The sequence below is a fragment of the Lacibacter luteus genome, from assembly GCF_004118265.1.
Lineage (GTDB): Bacteria > Bacteroidota > Bacteroidia > Chitinophagales > Chitinophagaceae > Lacibacter > Lacibacter luteus.
This window is the reverse complement of sequence record NZ_SDHW01000008.1, coordinates 199,634-221,303: the sequence shown is the minus strand read 5'-3', so window position 1 is coordinate 221,303 and position 21,670 is coordinate 199,634. Positions and strand designations below refer to the sequence as shown.

The window sequence follows — 21,670 nt, the reverse complement described above, 5'->3', positions numbered from 1 at the left end:
GCTTACTCCGGCTTTTGCAATAGAGCAGCAAACATCGTATCAGCTTTTATTGTATAGCCGATCAATAATTCCTGTTTTATCAATTGCAGTTTCAATTCGTTTTGCAGCCATTGCACATTCTCTTCATTTTCTTTTTTAAACACAGAACAGGTGATGTAGAGAAAGTAGCCGCCCGGTTTCAATTTCGTTATTGCATTAAAACAGATCTTTCGTTGCAATGCACTATATGTTTCAATTGATCCGTTGTTGAAAAAAGAAAGTTGTTCGGGTGTTCTTCCCCATGTTCCCGAACCGGAGCAGGGAACATCGGCGAGGATGAGATCGAATGGTGAATAGTGAATAGTGAGTGGTGAATTGGAAAGATCTACCACCTTACTGTTGTAATTCTTTATACCGGCTTCAGCAAAGCGCTTTTTTAAGTTGATAAGAATGCTTTCTCGCACATCGGTTACGGTTAAATCAATATCACCCAATATATCTTTTGCCATGATGGATTTACCACCGCTGGCTGCACAGCAATCCCACACAGAGGGTTTAGGATTTAAGGTTTGAGGTTTAAGGTTTAATAGTAATTCACCCACTCTTTGCGAACTGTAATCCTGTACTACTGCATCTTTATTGAGCATAATAAGCTCTTCGATCTTTGTTGCATTGAGCAGTACAATCGTAGTATCGCCCTGCATTTGAAATGAAACAGCCGCAGCTTTTAATTGATGCAGTACGGTTTCTTTTCTACCGGGGCGTATGCGAAGAAAAAGATCGGGTTGCTGCAGGTGACTGAATGCAAATTCATCAACATCAATTCCTGCACTCAACTCACCGGTAAATGGAAAAACAGTTGATGCATTTACATCTCTTTTCATCATCTGCAATTTGCTTTCAAAAGCTGTTTCAATTACATCATTCCACTCTGGCTTTAAATGCTTGAGGAGATCGTTCGAAGACCGATTACAGAGAAACAAACCTGCCAGCAACTTTTCTTCAACTGTAAATTCCGGTAATGAATTACCTAAACGGAAATAACAATAACAAAGCTGCGATATCTGTTTCCTGTCTTTACTTCCAAACTTTTTGTTGGCTGCAAACTGTTTTTTAAGATGCGATGCAAAAGGCTCTGCACCGCTGTAAGCCGCAATAATTTCTTTGGCAGAATTGATATAGGAATAATAACGGCTCATACCCGCAAAGAAAAGAATAAGGATTGATAAAACTAAAAACGTTCTGCTGATGGCAGAACGTTCATGTGCAAGTAACCGTTAGAAGTTACGAGGTGTTTTATACTTCCAACAGAGTCTTTACCGGATCTTTTCCGAACAATAACAGTTCGGGATTTTCCAGCAATTCTTTTACTCTTACTAAAAAGCTCACACTCTCTCTTCCATCTATAATGCGGTGATCATAACTTAATGCCAAATACATCATGGGGCGGATAACAACCTGGCCGTTTACTGCCATTGGGCGTTCCTGAATTTTGTGCATACCTAAAATTGCACTTTGCGGCAGGTTAATAATGGGCGTACTCATTAACGAACCAAACACACCACCATTGGTGATTGTGAAGGTACCGCCGGTAAGTTCTTCCATTGTTAACTTGTTATCTCTTGCTTTACCTGCAAGCTCCACAACTTTCTTTTCAACATCGGCCATACTCATACTTTCTACATTGCGCATAACAGGTACTGTTAAACCACGTGGTGTAGAAACGGCAATAGAAATATCTGCATAATCGTGGTACACAATTTCTTCTGCATCGATGTAGGCGTTTACTGCAGGCCATTCGCCCAATGCAATAGCACATGCTTTTGCAAAGAAGCTCATAAAGCCGAGGTTTACACCATGCATTTCTTTAAACTTGTCTTTGTATTTGCTGCGAACTTCCATAATACGGCCCATATCCACTTCATTAAAAGTGGTGAGCATGGCAGTGGTGTTCTTACTTTCAACAAGACGGCGGCTGATGGTTTTACGCAGGTTACTCATTTTCTCCTTACGTACATTGCGGCTGTTCAATTCTGCAGCTTTGTATGCTTGTTTGCCGGGGTTAGACAATGCGTTCAACACATCATCTTTTAAAATACGGCCACCGGTGCCCGATGGTTTAATGCTTTGCGGATCAACTTTTTTATCGGCAATAATTGCAGCAGCTACAGGAGTAGCTTTAATATCGTTTGCTACAGCTGTAACCGGAGCAGTCGATTTTGCTTCTTCTTTTTTTGGAGCTTCAGCAACAGGGGCGGCAGCGCCTTCGGGCTTAGGAGCAGTTTCATCGATCTGGCAGGCTATATCACCAATCTTTAAGGTATCGCCTTCCTGTGCTCCGTAAATCAATACACCGGCCTGCTCAGCATTAATTTCAAATGTTGCTTTTTCACTTTCCAGTTCCGCAATTACCTCATCTCTTTCTACCCATGCACCGTTGGGTTTGGTCCATTTTAATAATGTTACTTCACTAATTGACTCACCTACGGTCGGAACTTTTATATCTATCATACTGATTGGTTGAAAGTGTTGCAAATTTCGGGGAAAAATCAATTGTTCCCTAAGAAATAACCTGCTTTGTTGCCCGATATAAAATAAAAATGCCCGGATTGAACCGGGCATTTTAAACTGAATGATTGTTCGTTATTACTTTTCGAGTACCAGCACTACCTTATTAAAGTCGGCGGCAGCATTAATTACTTTTACAAAATTGTCGTAATCGGTTTTAGGCCATTTTATCTGGTTGTACTGTTCTGTAACATCAATAATGAGTTTGTTACCCTCCTGCTTCCATGTACTGATGAACGCCATGGTTGTTTTTGTACCACTGCTGTACGACAGATTAAACTTCAGATCGTCGGGGTTTTTTACTTTATATCCTTCAGGAATATTCAGTACAATTTTGCGATTGAGGAAATGCGGAAAATCAATTTCAATATCAAACTGGCGTTCACGTTCGTTGTACATTTCCACCTGTGGCCCTATGCACTCTCCTACTTTCAATAAAATCTTACTGCCGGCATTTTCAATCAAATCAACCGATGCCAGTTTCAGGTCAACCACAAATGGCTTATCCTCATCTGTTATTTCCAGTTCTTTATTTTTTAATTCATGGCTGATGATGTTTTCTGTTTTGCCCGAATTCTTTGCCATTTCTTTTAAAAACTTTTTCTGTTCATCGGGCGGCAGAAAAATAAACTGTGCTTTATAGTACGCTGCATCGTAACCGGAATGAATGTGCTTAGTATTTACAAATACAGTATCGCCTGCTTTGTTAAAAGTAAGTTCTGTTTCAAGGTCGTGATGACTTCTTGAAGCAGCCATCATCGGAATAGCTTTTACTTCTGCCATTGCCGATTTCATTTCACCAACCTCAACAGGTACGCAATACAAACCGTTTGTACCTGCCCATGATGGTGGAATAAACGGGTAACGGAACAAATAAGACGATGGTGCGATGTATTGTTTTACTGCAGGAAAATACAATACGAGGTTTTGTGCATGATTCCAGTTTTCAAAACTGCGTTCAATTAAGTACTCTTCTCTGTCGGCCGCTACAACAACTTCATATTTCACTTCAACTTCCTGCAACATTGCGCAGGTTAAACGGCTGATGGCTTTATTGGTAGCAATTTTGTTACGTTGAATTTTATTGAAATCTTCAAAATCTTCACCATCTACATCTTCACCTGTTTTAATGTTGTTCTTTACATAGTTCTCAATCAGCTTTATTTTCTGTTCATCTGTTGTTGCTGTTTTGATATCAGTCTTCTTCAACAGATCTTTTGCAACTTCTTTTTCTTTTTTGCTGAACTGGTTGTAGCTATCATACACATCTTTTGCCAACTCATTCCAGGTAAACATGCGCACGTTCATACCCCTGTTTTGCGTGTACGATAATTTGTACTGTACCTGTATCAGGCCGGGTCGCACATTGGCATACTTCTCATCGGTATACGAAGGCACATTAGCAGCGGTAAAACGGATAACACGTTGATTTTTTTCTTCGTCCAGTTCTTCTGCAGGTTCTGTTTTAATGTTGAACGACTTTGCCTCGAACTTGATGGTAGCAGGCGAAACAATTTCAACAGAAGATTCCTGCACCGGAAAACGTGATTGTACAACTTCTTTACCAAAGAAAAACGGCGAACGTTTTACGGTGTAGGTATATTCAATTTCAGTACCCTTGCTTATACCATCAACAGCAAAAATTTTAAACTCACCATCTTCATCTTTATAATCTTTAATTGCATCGGGTGCAACGTCAATTACTTTATTACCCGGTGTTATTGCTCTTGCTTTTATCTGCACAAGCTCCATATAACTGCTTACAGGAATATAGATCTTGTTGAAATTCTCAATTCCCTTTTCATCGTTTACACGGATAATTTTATGATAGCTGCTGTAAAAATCGATGCCTTTGGGCGAAGGAACAAGCTCCAGCTTGCGTGCATCTTTTACAAATACCGCACTTTCTGTTGTAAACTCATTTGCCACTTTGTGCAGCTCGGGATTAGCTGCCAGTGTAAAGCCTTTGTATGTTACTGTAGTTTGTGCAACAACATGCAGCAACAGAAAAAGACTAAAGGATAACAGGGTTACTTTTTTCATGAAATGTTATTTAATAAGTCGTTGTTTTATTTTGATATCACGGTTGATTGTTTGTACACAGGAAACAGGTTTTCCAAAACCTTGTTCCATTTTTCAAACGCATCGGGATAGAGATATAAATTATTGTTCTTAAACTCACGGGTGTAATACAATTTACCGTCGGCCTGTTTGCTGCTCAGCTGTACACCCCATACATCGTTCTGGTAACTTTTTAATGCAGGTACTTCGTTTACTTTATAACCATCTGCAAGATCGAGCACTACCACATGCCGCATTGTTGATTTAAAATCGTACTCAATCGGAATTTTCCGTTTCGGATAATCAATTTCCTGCCCCGTGTAAATCTTCAGCAGATTCATATTGATGTACACTTCGTTGCTTAAAAATTTGGCATAATCCGGTAATTCAAAATCGGCAGAGATCACTGCATGATGTGCCAGCGTATCAATATCCACTTTAATATTTTTAATAGACACTTTGTTGTTGCCACGGTAACAATAAGCCTGCAAATATTCTTCTCTCGCTTTGCCGGTACGGGATTCGAGCCTGTGCAGCAGATCGTTTGTTTCGTAACCGGTTGTATGAATTTTAATTTTCCCTTTTAACTGTTTGTTTTCGATACGCAGGTAGGTCGTGTCATCAAACAAAGAATAGCCGGGCTCTGCAGTGGGTACTGTAATGATCTTGAACTGATCGGGGCTTGAAACAATGAATGCCTCTTTTCCCTGTATGTGTGATGCGGGTGTTTCGAACGGTATGTACGAATCGGTAGCATCGAGAAAAATTGTTTTTCCGTTCAGCTCTAATGCACAGATCATATGATCGTCGGTAATGGGCAACGGCACTTCTGAATAACGATAAGGCAATTGCCGTGAACCGATCCAGGTAAACTCAGCTTTCAATCCTGCATAACGCAACATCGATACCAGCAAGGCCGATTTATCTTTACAATCGCCATAGCGGCGTGTACAAACCAGTTCCGGATTACGGGGAACAAACCCTCCCATACCTTCTTCAAATGCAATGTAACGCACACTCTGCTGTACAAACTTGTAAATAGCTTTCGCTTTTTCTTCCTGCGTACGCAATCCTTTAATAAGTGAATCTGTAACTTCTTTCACTTCTTTGCCGCCTGCAATATCCAGTTCGGCAATGTTTGAATAGTAGTGTTTCGCCAGCTCTTTTGTTGTACCAAGATATGGCTCCAATCCACCCTTTGTTGTTTTTGCTTTTTGAATGTAAAAGATCACATGTGTTAAAAAATAAGAAGAAGGCGGTGCATCCCCATAAAAATTAACAGGAGCAACATTGTGCGCTTCAAACGTAAGTGTGGTTTTACCTTTCTTCGATTCTTTTTTAACCTGTACAATATCCTTATTTCCCTTAACGAGATAATTCAACTCCAGCTCTTCGGGATATGTAATGGAGATTGTACCTGAAGCTGTAGGAAAATAATTTTCGAAATAAAACGGAGAAAGTAAATGCGGATCAGTTAACTCATACTCCACATTGGTAACACCTCTTGCTCCTTTGCTGATTGCCGGATACAGAAACTCAATCTCTTTTGAATCGTCGTAAAAAACAAAACTGCTGCGGCTCTTCGTTGTAGAGTTGGTTACTTTAATTTTTTTGCCATCGGGTAACAGTGTAAATGCATCCCAGTTTTTCAGCTTATAAAAATAACTGAAATACACACTGTTCGATCCTGCAAAGTTCGAAGACTCATCTTTTGTAAAGAGCATATCTTCAAACTCCTGCTGCTGCACTTTTATTTCACCGTTCTTCCACGTAAGTTCAATATCGGTTTTACGCTCAAGCCATACCGCCATTGCATCGGGAAACTGCTGCATAACAGCATTTACATCTATCTTTTTATTCTGCGCAAATACTCCTGCAAAAAAGAATAAGCACACTGTTGAAAATAAAATCTTCATTCAATTACTTTTTAATTTCTCTTATATAGCCTTGGTAATACACACGTGTTTCAATTAACTTACCTGTTTGGTCGTAAATTTTATATAAGCCGTGTAAGTTGCCCGCATCGTAGGTTGCTTCTGTTTTTATTTTTCCATCGGGGTAATACTCTTTCAACACGCCATCTGTTAAGTCGTAGGTTTGTGTATACTCAACTTTCGGCTTGCCGTTATCGTAAAACGATTTAACCGCACCATTTGTATAACCGTACTCATCGGTTGACTCGTATGTAACAATTCCCTTTTCGTTATACAACCGGAACTTGCCATTGTAAACACCTGCCGCCACTTCTATAAACGCTGCTTTATTACCATTACTGTAATAAGGCTCAATTGTTCCGGTAAAATTAACAAGCTGTATCGGCTTCTGCATTTTCTTTGTACGGTCGGGATAAGCATATGCAGTAATCATTCCATCGTCATAATAGATCTCAAACGCTGTTTCTCCGGACTCTCCATAATATTTTGCAGTTCCATTTCTGTCGCCTTCTTTATATTCAATTTCACGTTCGAGTTTTCCGTTATCGTAGTATTTCGCTTTCCCTTCCTGAAAACCATCTACATAATACTCTTCGTACTCCAGCACACCCTCTTCGCTGTACGATTTCCATACACCTGTTTTTAAATCGTAGAGATAAGACCCTTCCAGGCTAAGCTTACCGTTTAAGTAGTAGTATTTTGCAACGCCGTTCTTCTCATCGTTCTTAAACATAATCTCATTCATCAACTTTCCATCGGGGTAATACGATTTCTGCATTCCTTCCCATACGCCGTTTAACAAAGGCAACTCGTAATATGTTTTGCCATTGGGATAAACCAGCTTGTAGATTCCCTTACCATTTTCGAAACGGATAGGAGCCATACGTTTGCCGTTTGCATCAAATTGGGTTACTTCCGTAATCCAGCCATTCAGATAACGTTCTTCGTAAAATGGTGTACCATCGGCATAGTTGCTGATGCCATATCCTGTCTTTTCACCACCTGCAAAAAAGTATTTACTCTGCAATGCTCCTTTAATTGAATAATCAAATTGGTAATCTACAAGCACATCTTCATCGTAAAACGAAACAGTAGATAATTTTCCGTTTGGAAAATAAGATTTGACTATGCCTGTTTTTTTACCGGCAACATATTCCGTTTCCTCTTTTATTGTTTTATTGTAATACCAGGATTGCGTTTTGCCTTCGAGCAAACCATCTTTATACCATTCTTTTAAAACAGGCACACCTTGTGTATTATAATAAAGTGCTTCATTTGTAAGTTCTTCGTCCTGGTTAAATTGCTTATCACTCATTTTATATCCATAGGCACTATAAAAAGCAACAGGCCATACTTTCCCCGAACGCTTATTCAGCAGTTTTTCGTTACCTAACGAATCAACATAACGCACTTCGTTGGTTTTTCCTTTTGCACTGCTCTTATAATAAACGTATGGTTTGCCTTTATGATAATACTCTGTTACACCAATATTAATACCATCCTTGTAGGTTTCTTTTGAAGAGAGACCACCTTTATCATCGTAATGCAGCACTTCGCCCTGTGCTCCTTTCTCCGTCATTTCAACTTTATAATCTGGTTTTCCATTACGATGAAAATAACTCCAGGTGCCAACTGTTTTTCCTTTGCTGTAATTGTAAATTCCTTTCAGCTTTCCATCTGTAAAAAATACTTTCACTTCCCCATCAAGCTCATCTTCTTTATAACCTCCCTGCTCTTTAATAACTTTATTGCCATAGTACATTACATAAGGGCCATCTGCTTTACCGGCCTTGTAATTAAATTCCGATTTTATTTTACCATCGTTATAGTAATATGTCTGCTTGCCATCCTGCTCATTGTTTACATAATTTTCTTCGTTGGTTACCACTCCGTATAAGCTGTAGCTTTTTGCAACACCTTCAGCTTTTCCATCTTTATAAGCAAGTGTTCTTTTTAATGCACCAGTTGAATAATAAACTGTTACCGGTCCGTCTGATACTCCTTTTTTGAATTGCTCTACGCTTTCCACTTTACCTGTTTCGTGATAAAACTTCCAGGTGCCATTGCGTTCGTTATTCAGCAATTCTCCTTCCGCTTTCAAATAGCCATCAGGAAAATAAAATTTCCAGTAGCCTTCGCCACCCTCGCCTACCATTTTACCTTCGGCATAAAAACGATTCTCATCAAAATGATAAAAGCGTGGAGCCGTTTGCCGTTCTTTATAATTGATGACTCTTGTACTGCGAATCATATCCACATATGCAAATGCTTCTTTACCAAAAGCCGATACTTCCGATTTATTTTTCTTCATGTAAGAAGCAATTGCATCGATGGTTAAGCCACTGAATGCATGGTTAAGCATTACCTCTACTTTTTTATCGGCAAACACCTGTTTAAAATAAGGAACATAGAGTTGCATATACGGATCGTCGCTCGATTCATCGTACTCCAGTTTCTCCAGCATTACATTGATCTGCTTGAAGATATTGTCATCAAGATTGAATTTTACTTTGTAACCTTTATCGAATGCTACTTTTGAAAAAATGATCTGCTCAACCCTGCTGAAATTGTCGGGGTAGTTGTCGCCTGTACGTCGTTGCTGTGCTTCGAGTGTTTCATCTTTTGCATTACTTATACTGCTGAGGTAGGTAACAATTCTGTTTACATTATTGTTTGACGGGCTTACCACCTGCGCCATCATCATTGCCATTAAAGTAGGTACAATTTTACCTTGCTGGTATGCAACAACACCCATTTTGTAATGGTGCAGCGGACTGAGAAAATTCATTACCACACATTCCTTTGCAAGCGCTTCGGCTTCATCGTATCGTTTCAAACGAACAAGTGTAGTTACTTTCTGCGAACGTATTGTTTGCGAAGCAGGGAAAATTTTTAAGATCGAATCATACAACCGCAAAGCCTCTTCCGATTTTCCCATATCATCGAGAATGTTGGCTTTTAATACAAAATAGTCGTGTATACTTTCTGTATGAAAACCGGTTAATGCAAGATTAATGGTTTGCAACGCTTCGGAGTACGATGAATCCTGTTGCAGGGCCAATGCTTTTTCGTAGAGGGATAACAAATAGCTGGTGTCGTTTGCGTGTACAGCGCCAAACTCCTTAACCGCATTCTTATATTCCCCTTTTTCGTAGTGCTCTACACCCTTAAGCAGGATGGGTCTTGAGTCGGGCGACTTAACCGGTACAGACTGTGCAGATAGTTGTTGCGTACAGATAGTGAGTAACAGGCAAGCAATAAACTTTACTTTGCTCTTCATATTGATTGAATTTGAAAAATGTTTTTACAATGATCAGGTAATGAAAATAATTAAAAAAACAAAGCCAAACTGCATTTTGGCCGATATAGCCTGCCGTCTGTAGTACCGCTTCTTTCTACTGAATAATGATCTGCTGTTTCCATTGTTTTTCTTTTTGACGGACTATAATGAAATAAACCCCTTTGCTCAGATTGTTCAACCGCAACGGTATGAGCTGCACGTCTGAAGAGCTGCTCCGCTCCAGTGCTTTTTGCTGAAGCACCCTGCCAAACATATCTACAACAGTGTACTCGAATTTACCGTTCAGTTTGCCACTTAATTTTATATACAGATCGCCACCTGATGGGTTGGGCATTGCCAATAATTGCATATCTGTATTTACAACCAGTCTTACAGCAGTAATAACGGCTGTTGACACAACAGTGGTAGCAGTATTCGTAATAACAGGCAAATTATAATCAAAATAAATAGAAGCTTTATTTTGGAAATAATCGCCTGCTGCCAGGCTTGTTTTGGCTTTTATTTTAAATGAAATAAAACCGTTGCTTAACAAACTGTTTCGGTTACTGTCGGGCAGATTGATGTTACTGAACGTCCAGGTAATTTTATTACCATCTTTCACCGTTATTTTATAGGGATGACTGGCTGCGATCATTTGAAAACTATTCCAGTTGAGTTTTGCATCCAGTGTGTCGGTTATCTGTACTGTAAATGCAGTATCTGTACCGGTGTTCTGGAAACGGATGAGGTATTGAATATCTTCTCCGCTTGTAATTTTTGCCAATGGAATTTTTCCCGCAACATTTTCCTGCTTATCGTTAGGATCGTAAGAACCAACAACAACCTGTGCAAGTCGTGCCGTATCATCCAACGGTGTAAGATCGGTACCGATACCCGTTGAAGGAATAATGGCTGCCACATAACGTAATGTATCGCCATTATTCAACGTTGGCGGAGCTGCAGTTTTCAGTTCGATATTGATCGTGTATTCATCAAATGGTTTGAAGGCACCAAACAACCACACTAAACTATCGCCACGAACAACCGTGGTTGCAGGAACAGTTGATACGATAGTAGTGCGTGAATCTTTCAGCACAACAGCTGCTCCGTTTGTAATGGTATCTGTACCGTTATTGCGGAAGATGAGTTTATACGAAGCATTAAAGCCCGGTCTTGCAGGAGTAAGCGGTAAAAGATTTATACTTAAATCCCGTTTACCTGCTACAGGTTGCATAGCAAAATGAACAGTATCGTTTTGAAAAAGCGATGTAAATGTTGTTTGCCTTTCGGCCGGCACCGATAAATAATAATCATTGTTAAGCTTTACAGTTGTTTTGTATATACCTGTATCAACATCATTTCTGAACCATCCGTTTTGTGCAACACTGCTGCGGCTGTAATTATTTTTTTCGGATGTTACGAGATGCCTGTTCGCATACGGTTCATTTGCATCTTTTGTATTGTTTTTATTGAGATCGTAATAAACAGAGCCGGTGATGTTGCTGGTGGTACCGAGACGACCGAAAATGTCGGTTTCGAAATTACCGAGAGAGCCAGCAAACATCCAATTATTTATATTAGACTGCTCAATAAAAGTGATGTATTTATTTGGATATAGTGCTCTCCATTCCTCAACTGTGTTTTTGCCTATTTTTATTATGTGACTGTCATATAGTTCTTGATTACCTGTCGAATCAAAAACATCCTCTAACCCAAGCAACAAATAGGATGAATCGCTATTTACGCAGCTCCCTATGAAAAAAGGGTATTTTGCTTTCCCTAAACCATACACTTGATTACTAATTATCTTTCCTGTGTCGTTTAATATTAGCTTCCAGGCTACATTCTTTAACGAATCGGAATGAATTCCTGACATATCGCCATCTGTTGAATTAGTTGAGCCTAAAAGTAAAAGGGTTGAGTCGGGCAGCAATCTCATATGCAATACAAGATCATTCCTTTTTCCCCCATACTCTTTTTTCCATTGCAAATTTCCATTGTTATCAAATTTTATTAACAAAGCCTGTTCTCCTTTTTCCGAAGAAAAGCAAGAACCAATTTTTTGCTTCACTAAATAGCTGCTCATTAATAAATACCCACTACTGACTCTCGTGATTTTTTGGAAGAAGCCAGGATCACTGGAAACAGTAATGAAATTCTTTTTTGTCCATTGAAATTGGCCCTGATTATTGAGTTTTGTAAGTATCGAGTAAGTTGAATCATATTGTATATTGCCCAAGCAACTATCTGTAAAAGAAACAACTGCTTGACCCGTTACAATGTAACCTCCATCATTGCTAGCCGATATTGTTTCATACCAATTGTTTATAGATGATGTTAACACCTGTTGCCACTCAATTGCCCCTGTTGAGGTAAGCTTTACAACTGTTGTATTAAAATTAAATGCAGAGTCAAGTTGCGAAATAGTGCCGAATGTAATAACTCCGCCATCAGTAGTTGGATAAATAGGCGAAAGCAAATTCATATTCTGAAAACCTAACTCCTTTTTCCACAAAAGCTGACCTTGCGTTGTTATTTTAGCAATTAGACTACGAAATTCATTACCAGCAATGCCAGTGGCAAATGATGCACAAAAAACAAAATTGCCATCACTTAGTTTTTCTAACCCGTCAACATAGATTGACGACGAATGTTCCGGAAACACTTCGCCAACCAATCGCTCCCAAACCACTCCCGGTTCACCGCCAAATCCAATACTATCAGTACCGGTAACTCTTGCATTGATAACAGGCTTTACTTTGGTTTTTGATTTACTTACCCGATTGAAGAAAGGATTCTGCTGAGCCTGCAGGCTAAAAAGTGAAAAAGAAAGAAGTACAAAGAAGGTAAGCGCTGGGGAATTTTTCAGGGACATTTATTTCGGGTGTTTGAGTAACAGTTCAAAATACGGCACAATGTATTCGCCCCCAAAAAATAGTTATAAGTGTGCAGTATCCATTGGTAATTGTGCAGACGCTAATAAAAAAACCCTTGGCCGTTTCGGTCAAGGGTTAGATAAAGCTTTAGCTGATTACTAAAGCGTAAATGCTGTTTCAATAATTTCGGCCTGCTCCTGCTGGTGTACTTTGTTGTATCCTGTTGCAGTTGACGCAGATGCCTGGCGGCTGATAACACCGTAGTTGATGTCTTTCAGATTCATTTGCAGGAACGATGCTGCACCCATGTTGAGCGGCTCTTCCTGTACCCAGAACCAGGTTGCTTTGCTGTACTTGTTATACAACGCAGTAAGCTGTTGCACCGGTAAAGGATAGATCTGTTCTAGACGAACAATCGCCACATCTGTACGATTGTCTTTTGCTTTACGCTCTGCCAGATCGAAATACATTTTACCACTGCAGAAGAATACTTTCTTCACCTGTGTAGCATCAGGACTTGTTGGATCGTCGATCACTTCTTTAAATCCACCATTCAAAAATTCTTCTTTCAACGAGTAGGTTCCCGGATGACGCAGATTTGCTTTTGGTGCAAAATTGATCAATGGTTTACGGAACGACCATGCCAACTGACGACGCAATACATGGAAGAAGTTTGCTGCAGTTGTAATGTTGGTAACGATCATATTCAGCTCTGCACACATTTGCAGGTAACGTTCTAAACGTGCACTGCTGTGTTCAGGGCCTTGTCCTTCATATCCATGAGGCAATAACATGGTAACACCGTTCATACGGTTCCATTTCTGTTCGCCTGCTGCAATAAACTGATCGATCATAGTTTGTGCTCCATTGCTGAAATCACCAAACTGAGCTTCCCATAGTACCAATGCATTGGGGTTGGCCATAGCATAACCATATTCAAACCCAAGTACACCATACTCACTCAGCAAAGAGTTATAAATACGGAAATGACCGGTTGCCCCTTCAATATTCGAAAGACGGTTGTAAGCTTTGTCTGTATTCTCATCACGCAAAACAGCATGACGATGAGAGAATGTACCACGGCGAACATCCTGTCCGCTCATACGCACATCGTTTCCTTCTGCAATAAGACTGGCATAGGCCAATAACTCTCCTGTTGCCCAATCTATTTTTTGTTCGTCGTTGTAAAGTTTAATTTTATCCTGGATGATCTTTTCAACCTTCTTCAAGGGTTTAAAGTCGGCAGGCACATTCATGATTGCAGTAAACAATTTATCAAACGCTGCATCTTTAATTGCAGTTACAGGCGATTGTAAAAAATCTTCTGCTGTTGCTCTGCGTAAACTTTTCCATGCAAGTTCCGGAGCCTGGTAGTGATAAGGCAGTGGATTTTGTTTTACTTCATCCAAACGTTCCTGCAAATCGCTCCAGAATTTCTTTTCCATTTCCTGTGCTAATGCTTTTGCATCTTCTTCGCCGTTTTGCAGCAGGTAATTGGTGTACACTTCCCGTGGGTTCGGATGTTTATCGATCAACGCATACAAATGCGGTTGCGTAAACTTCGGATCATCACCTTCGTTATGACCGTGCTTACGATAACACACCATATCAATAAACACATCGCTGTTAAACTCCTGACGATAACGTGTTGCAATTTCTACACACTTCACCACTGCTTCTGCATCATCACCATTTACATGAAATACGGGCGCCTGCACCATTGATGCAAGCGACGTACAATAGTCGGCACTGCGGGCATCATTAAAATCGGTAGTAAAGCCAATCTGGTTATTAATTACAAAGTGCATAGTACCTCCGGTGTAATAACCTTTGAGGTAGCTCATCTGCAATACTTCGTATACAACACCCTGTCCTGCTACTGAAGCATCGCCATGTATAAGAATAGGAAGAATTTTATCGAATTCGCTGCCGTACATAATGTCGGCCTTTGCACGGCTGAAACCAACCACAACAGGATCTACCGCTTCAAGATGCGAAGGGTTTGGCATTAATTTAAGGTGAATGGTTTTGCCATCCAGCGTTTCCACTTCACTGCCATAACCCATGTGGTATTTTACGTCGCCGCTACCCATGGTTTGGTCCAACTTGGCAGTACCTTCAAACTCACTGAAAATCTGTTCGTAGGTTTTGCCCATAATGTTGGCGAGCACATTCAAACGTCCACGATGTGCCATACCAATTACAACCTCCTGCACATCGTTGTTTGCAGCTGTATTTATAATTGCGTCTAATGCTGCAATAGTTGTTTCACCACCTTCAAGCGAAAAACGCTTTTGCCCAATGTATTTGGTGTGAAGGAATTTTTCGAACATCACACCCTGGTTTAATTTTTCCAGAACACGGCGACGTTTATTAATAGCCAATGGTTGATGAAACTCTTTTTCAAAAGCATTGGTTAAGAAATCTACTTTCTTTTGATCGCTGATGTATTTAAACTCCACACCTACATGCGAAGCATAGCATTTCTCCAGATGATTCTGAATATTTCGGAGTGATGTTGTACCCAACCCAATCAATTGCCCTGCGTGAAACGGTTTGTCGAGATCTGCTTCGCTGAAACCATAAAACGCCAGTTCAATATTAGCACCACGGTCTTTACGCTTACGGATAGGATTGGTTTTAGCAAGCAAATGACCTTTGTTGCGATAGCCAAGGATCATGCGGTAAGCCATAATTTCACGCATCCAGTCGATACCGAATGCAGTGCTGCCTGAAGTTGTTGAAGCAGCCCCGTTGGGAGAAGCGCTTCCGTTTGCAGCTCCGCTGCCAACAGCAAAATCGAACCCTTCGAAGAATTTTTTCATTTCAGGGTCAACACTGTTGGGATCCTTTACAAAATCCTGGTATAAACTTTCTATAAACTGCGGATGAGAGGCGGTGATGTATTGAAAATCTTTCATGTGCAAGAAAATGATCGTATCAATCTTTAAAAAGGAGCACAAATATCGGTTGTTTTCATCAATGACCGTTCAGATAACCTACTTCATTTTGTCATTTTTTGCTTTAATTCACAGGCATTTAGAACAAACATCTGTTAACAGAAACAGGTGCTTTACAGGATAATAACAGTAACTCTTTTCTAAAATTTCGGTGTGGGAACGTTTGCGTAGTTTTATAACAGAAGCTCAAAAAACAGGTGTTTCGATTAATAGATCAGTCAAATTCTGAAGGCAAGTAAAAAAACTCTTCTACTTCCGCTGATTTTTGAATTTTTCCCCTACCTTTGCCGTCCGAAAAAATAAGATATGGCAAATCATAAGGCTACCAAAAAAGACGTTCGTCAGAGTGCAAAGCGCAGAGATCGTAACCGTTACTACGGTAAAACTACCCGTAACGCTATCCGTGATCTCCAGGCAATTACAACCGGCAAAGAAGCTGGTGAGCAATTACCTGCTGTTGCCGCGATGATCGACAAATTGGCAAAGCGTGGTGTTATTCACAAGAACAAAGCTGCTAACTTAAAGAGTAAGCTTACGAAGAAAGTGAACGCTTTAGCATAATTGTACACATTTAATCGAAAGATATTCTTCAACCCGTCTGTTTCAGACGGGTTTTTTTATTTTTATCTTATACTATAACCAAACGAAGCAATGAGAAAACTTTACGTAACGCTTATTTTAGTTTTTGCCTTTGTGCTTTCCTTGGCAGCACAGGGTACTGAAACGTTTACAAATATTCCAGCATCATCCAGCGCTTATGCAACCAGGGACTGGACTGGTGATAATGGTTTAGCCTGGCAGGCAACGGATGCACGTACCGACCAGGTTATTACCAGCAGTAATAAAGCAATTTGCATCCGCAACGGCTCTGTAACATGTAACAATATCCCAAATGGCGTTGGCAATCTCAGCTTTAAACATTTGCAGGTATTTACGGGTAGTGGCAGCGTGTTGGAAATAAGAATAAATGGTAATTTGGTTGGCACAGCAAATCCAACTGCTACAGTTGCAACGGCCACAATCAACAACATCAATATTACAGGCACTTTTAACCTGGAAATAAAACAGATAACAAGTGGCTTGCGAATAGTTATTGATGATGTTACATGGACAGCTGCAAGCACCTCTCCTGCCTGTACCGAACCAATAGCCCAGCCCACTGCGTTAAACCTTACGCCTGCAACCACTAGTATGGGCGGAAGTTTTTCGGCCGCATCGCCTGTAGCAGATGGTTACCTAGTTGTAAAAAGCACAAGTTCCAGCCTGTCTTCTCAACCTCTGGATGGCACGGCATACACCGCAGGTCAATCGCTGGGTGGAGGAACAGTTATTACAACAGGCTCTTCAACAAATTTTAATGCTTCAGGCTTAACGGCAGCAACAACTTATTATTATTTTGTTTATGCATATAACAATTCAAGCTGTTCGGGCGGGCCAAACTATTTAATCACATCAGCACTTACAGCATCAGCAGCCACAACTGCATTACCTGCATGTATAACTCCAACAGCAGCTCCAACAGCCCTGGGATTTACGGCTACCAACACGAGTATCAGCGGATCTTTTACAGCTGCGGCATCTGCCAATCGTTACCTCGTAGTTCGCAACAGCGTTAATTCATTAAGTGCTGCTCCTGTTAACGGCACAACTTATACAACCGGGCAGTCCTTAGGCGGAGGTATTGTTGTTTCTTACAGTTCTGCAACAACATTTACAGCAACAGGTTTAACAAAAAACACAACTTATTACTTCTTTATCTTTTCTGCCAATGCAGAATGTACCGGTGAACCTTATTATTCAACACAGGTTTATATCGATTCAAAAGCAACAACCAATACAAACGGCAACCTGCCTGCAAACTATTACGATGCAGCAAACGGCTTAAGCTGTTCTTCATTAAAAACAGCATTGGCAGGTATTATTTCTACCGGTTCAACTCAGTTAACCTATACACCCGGGGTGTGGGAAGCGCATGCAAGAACCGATAAACGCAGGAACGATGCCAATACTGCCGACATTGTATGGGATATGTACAGCGACAACCCGAATGGTGCAGAACCATACACTTTTACATTTGTAACCAACCAATGTGGTAACTACAGTAAAGAAGGGGATTGCTTTAACCGTGAACATAGTTTTCCTTCCAGCTGGTTTGCTGATGGGTATCCGATGTACAGCGATATCAATCACCTCTTCCCCACGGACGGCTATGTAAACAACATCAGAAGTAATTATCCTTTTGGCGAAGTTGCAAGTGCAACAACAACAACACAAAACGGAAGCAAGCTGGGAACAGGTAATAATTTTAGTTACACAGGAATTGTTTTTGAACCGATCGATGCTTACAAAGGCGATTTTGCCCGTGCACAACTCTATATGGCTACACGTTATGAAAATGCTGTTGCGGGATGGCAAAATAATGGAACTGCCAACGCTGTATTAAACGGCACATCGTACCAGGTTTTTGACGACTGGCATCTTCAACTCTTATACAAATGGCATGTACAGGACCCCGTTAGTCAGAAAGAAATTGACCGCAACGATTCTGTATTTGTAATACAGGGCAACCGTAATCCGTTTATCGACCATCCGGAATGGGTATCGGCTGTTTGGAGTTGCACGGGTTTGCTTACAACAACCCCTGTTACAAGCATTACAAACAATGCAAGTGATGGTTTCCGTTTGTATCCTAATCCTGTAACGCAATCCACTACCACTCTTCAACTCGATCGTGCATTTACATCTAACAGTACTATACAGGTAACAGATTTAACAGGACGCATCATCAGCAACATAGTGTTACCCGCTGGCAAAACAATTGTTACACTTGAAACGGTTAACATCCGAAAAGGAATGTATGTGCTGAAAATAACGAACAAAAACAGCATCAGTACCAAAACATTTGTGGTGCAGTAAGCAGTTATAACCGATTATATAAAAGAGTCCTGCATGTCAGGACTCTTTTGCTTTTATTGGTATTTTGAGCACATGAAACAAAAACTGCTACTCGCATCCATCTTACTCACATTACATGCAACAGCACAATTACCCGTTACCCGTTACGAAACATCGAAAGGAACCGAAAGCGTAACCTATTACGAAGCCATTGCTGCATGGAAACAAATCGACAAAGCCTCTCCCATTGTTTCAATGAGTACAATGGGCAGTACGGATGCCAACGAGCCCCTTCATCTCGTATTGGTGAGCAGCGATCAAAGTTTTTTGCCGTTGCAATGGCAGCTGAAAAATAAAGTGATCGTTCTTATTAACAATGGCATTCATCCCGGTGAACCTGATGGCATTGACGCAAGCATTTCACTTGTAAAAGATATTATCAACAAAAAAACAAAGCTGCCAGACAATGTTGTACTGGCAATCATTCCTGTTTACAATATTGGCGGATCGCTTAACCGTACAACAACGTATCGTATCGATCAAAACGGCCCGGTTGAAAAAGGCTTCCGTGGTAACTCGCAAAATTTTGATCTTAACCGGGATTTTATTAAGAACGATTCAAAAGAAGCAAGAAGCTTTGCGCAGATCTTTCACCTGGTACAGCCCGATATTTTTATCGACAATCATGTAAGTAATGGTGCAGATTACCAGCATGTAATGACCTTGCTTACATCGCAACACAACAAACTGGGTGGTAAGATGGGTGAGTTTTTGAACCAAACATTTGAACCCGCTATTTACAAAAGCATGAAAACAAAGGGCTACGATCTTTTGCCTTATGTAAACAATTTTAGCGATAGTCCGGAGAATGGATGGAGCGCATACTGGGATGGCCCCCGTTACAGCAGTGGTTATGCATCGTTGTGGAATACGTTTGCATTTGTACCCGAAACACATATGCTGAAGCCTTATGCGCAACGTGTGGAAGCAACTTACCAGTTAATGGTGAGTATGATGGAGTTTGCGGGCAACAATCAAGCTGCTATTAAACAAGTACGTGCACAACAACAAAAAGAACAGCTAACACAAACACAGTTCCCTGTTGGTTTTACACTCGACCGTTCGAAGTTTACAGAAATATTATACAGAGGATATGAAGCCGGACGTAAGCCCAGCAATATCTCCGGACTACCCCGTTTGTATTACGATCGTACGAAGCCTTTTGATAAAATGATCAGGTTCTACAATTTCTTTAACCCGAAAACAATGATCGATAGACCAACTGCCTACATTATTCCGCAGGGTTGGTGGAAAGTAATTGAACTGTTACAGGTAAATAAAGTGCAGATGCAGCAGTTGAAAAAGGATTCAACAATTGAAGTAGAGATTTACCGTATTGATGAGTATAAAGCCAGTCCACGACCATATGAAGGCCATCATCTTAACAGTGAAGTGAAAACGAGCAAAACAGTTCAGCAAATGAAATTCCGTAAAGGCGATTGGTATATTCCAATGAATCAAAAAGCAAATCGCTTTATAATGGAAGTACTGGAACCAACCGGCGATGACAGTTATTTTGCATGGAATTTTTTCGATGGTATACTAGGGCAGAAAGAAGGTTACAGCAGTTATGTATTTGAAGAAACAGCAGAAGCTTTTTTAAAACAAAACCCCGCCGTAAAACAAAAGCTGGAAGAACGAAAAGCTACCGATACTGCTTTTGCAAAAAGCGGTAGTACCCAATTGAATTTTGTTTATCAAAATTCACCTTACTATGAGCCAATGCATTTACGTTACCCTGTGTATAGAGTGAAATAATAATCCGATCTTTAAAAAAAGTCTTGCTATGCGTTTATATAATTTCTTACTGCTCCTTTGCTTGCCATTTTTCTTTTCTGCAACAATTAAACAAAAGAAAAAGATACTTGTGTTTTCAAAAACAACAGGGTTTCGTCATGCATCTATTCCAAAAGGAAAAGAAGCATTACTCCTGATGGGAAAGAATAACAACTTTTTGGTAGACACAACAGAAGATGCATCGTTCTTTTCTGCAAAAACATTAAAGCAATATGACGCAGTTGTTTTTCTCAGTACCACCGGCGATATACTAAACAGCGACCAGCAGACCGCTTTTGAAAATTATATCCGTTCAGGAAAAGGGTTTGTGGGTATTCATGCAGCAAGCGATACTGAATACGAATGGCCATGGTATGGAAAGTTGGTAGGTGGTTATTTTGCAAGCCATCCCAAACAACAAAAAGCAAAACTAAATGTAACCAACGAGCCACATATCTCAACCAAACACTTACCCAAAACCTGGGAGCGCTTTGATGAATGGTATAATTTTAAAAACAGGAATGCCGAAGTAAAAGTGTTACTAACAATTGATGAAAGCAGTTACGAAGGTGGTAAAGAAGGCGCTTATCATCCAATGGCATGGTGTCATTCGTTCGATGGCGGCCGTGCTTTTTATACCGCATTAGGCCACACCGATGAGTCGTATAAAGAAGAAGCTTTTTTAAAACATGTATTGGGCGGCATTAACTATGCTGCAGGTAAATAAACAGATCAGAGCTGAAAACAAAAGCAAACAATTTTGCAGCAACAATGAATACGGGTATTTATAAAACATCGCTCGATTCTTTGGCAAAAGGCATTACCATTGCCATCACAGTTTTGTTTGCATCACTCATCTTTTTTCATTTTACTATACTGAAAGATGTTAGAAACATTGCACCGTTTTTAACGATTATTCTGCTGACCATAATTTATCTGATTGCTTATTTGTTTCATCCTGCTGCTTACGAATTAACAGCAGACACACTCGTAATTAAACGACCGGCTTCATCTGTTGTTATTCATCGCAACACGATAAAGTCTGTTGAACTGTTAAGCAACGGAAGTCTTTCAGGAAGCATCAGAACATTTGCAGTTGGTGGATTATTTGGTTACTATGGCAAATTTGCCAACAGCAGCTTCGGAAGCATGACCTGGTATGCTACCAGGAGAAATAACGCTGTACTGTTGCGCATAACTGATAACAGAAAAATTATCTTAACTCCGGATGAAGTGGAAAAATTTGTGGCAGCATTCAGCTAAGTAAATGGTTTTAAAACT

The 21,670-nt window shown here is 40.2% G+C and carries 12 protein-coding genes; 5 read left to right on the top strand and 7 right to left on the bottom strand.

The window, feature by feature from the left end; translation table 11 throughout:
- Positions 1-2: 2 nt before the first annotated feature.
- The 7 genes from ESA94_RS20195 to ESA94_RS20165 form a co-directional block, all read right to left on the bottom strand.
- A complete protein-coding gene (locus ESA94_RS20195) occupies positions 3-1,178 on the bottom strand; it encodes an RsmB/NOP family class I SAM-dependent RNA methyltransferase (RefSeq protein WP_129132765.1) in 1,176 nt (391 codons plus the stop codon).
- Between the two features lie 97 nt (positions 1,179-1,275).
- Entirely contained in the window at positions 1,276-2,490 is a 1,215-nt protein-coding gene (odhB, locus tag ESA94_RS20190) for a 2-oxoglutarate dehydrogenase complex dihydrolipoyllysine-residue succinyltransferase (protein ID WP_129132764.1), read from the bottom strand.
- 135 nt (positions 2,491-2,625) lie between these two features.
- Positions 2,626-4,590: a DUF3857 domain-containing protein gene (locus ESA94_RS20185; RefSeq protein ID WP_129132763.1), complete on the bottom strand. Its 1,965-nt coding sequence runs from the start codon at positions 4,588-4,590 to the stop codon at positions 2,626-2,628.
- A 26-nt stretch (positions 4,591-4,616) separates the two neighbouring features.
- Positions 4,617-6,524 (bottom strand): DUF3857 domain-containing protein, encoded by a 1,908-nt coding sequence (locus ESA94_RS20180; protein ID WP_129132762.1) that lies wholly within the window; start codon positions 6,522-6,524, stop codon positions 4,617-4,619.
- 4 nt (positions 6,525-6,528) lie between these two features.
- The gene (locus tag ESA94_RS20175; protein ID WP_129132761.1) at positions 6,529-9,822 is read right to left on the bottom strand and encodes a toxin-antitoxin system YwqK family antitoxin; all 3,294 of its coding nucleotides are present in this window, start codon (positions 9,820-9,822) and stop codon (positions 6,529-6,531) included.
- Between the two features lie 115 nt (positions 9,823-9,937).
- Positions 9,938-12,697 carry a T9SS type A sorting domain-containing protein gene (locus tag ESA94_RS20170; RefSeq protein WP_129132760.1) on the bottom strand — a complete coding sequence of 920 codons (2,760 nt, stop codon included), beginning with the start codon at positions 12,695-12,697 and terminating at the stop codon, positions 9,938-9,940.
- 159 nt (positions 12,698-12,856) lie between these two features.
- Positions 12,857-15,619, bottom strand: a complete 2,763-nt coding sequence (locus ESA94_RS20165; protein ID WP_129132759.1) for a 2-oxoglutarate dehydrogenase E1 component — start codon at positions 15,617-15,619, stop codon at positions 12,857-12,859.
- A 345-nt stretch (positions 15,620-15,964) separates the two neighbouring features.
- On the opposite strand from ESA94_RS20165, the gene rpsT reads away from it, so the two are divergent.
- The 5 genes from rpsT (at position 15,965) to ESA94_RS20140 (ending at position 21,652) form a co-directional block, all read left to right on the top strand.
- On the top strand, positions 15,965-16,219 hold the full coding sequence (gene rpsT, locus ESA94_RS20160; RefSeq protein ID WP_129132758.1) for a 30S ribosomal protein S20: 255 nt from the start codon (positions 15,965-15,967) through the stop codon (positions 16,217-16,219).
- 90 nt (positions 16,220-16,309) lie between these two features.
- Positions 16,310-18,574 (top strand): endonuclease, encoded by a 2,265-nt coding sequence (locus ESA94_RS20155; RefSeq protein WP_129132757.1) that lies wholly within the window; start codon positions 16,310-16,312, stop codon positions 18,572-18,574.
- A 72-nt stretch (positions 18,575-18,646) separates the two neighbouring features.
- Positions 18,647-20,371 carry a M14 family metallopeptidase gene (locus ESA94_RS20150; RefSeq protein WP_129132756.1) on the top strand — a complete coding sequence of 575 codons (1,725 nt, stop codon included), beginning with the start codon at positions 18,647-18,649 and terminating at the stop codon, positions 20,369-20,371.
- Between the two features lie 28 nt (positions 20,372-20,399).
- A complete protein-coding gene (locus ESA94_RS20145) occupies positions 20,400-21,116 on the top strand; it encodes a ThuA domain-containing protein (RefSeq protein ID WP_129132755.1) in 717 nt (238 codons plus the stop codon).
- A gap of 44 nt (positions 21,117-21,160) precedes the next feature.
- Complete coding sequence (locus ESA94_RS20140) at positions 21,161-21,652, top strand: PH domain-containing protein (protein ID WP_129132754.1); 492 nt, start codon at positions 21,161-21,163, stop codon at positions 21,650-21,652.
- Positions 21,653-21,670: the final 18 nt, after the last annotated feature.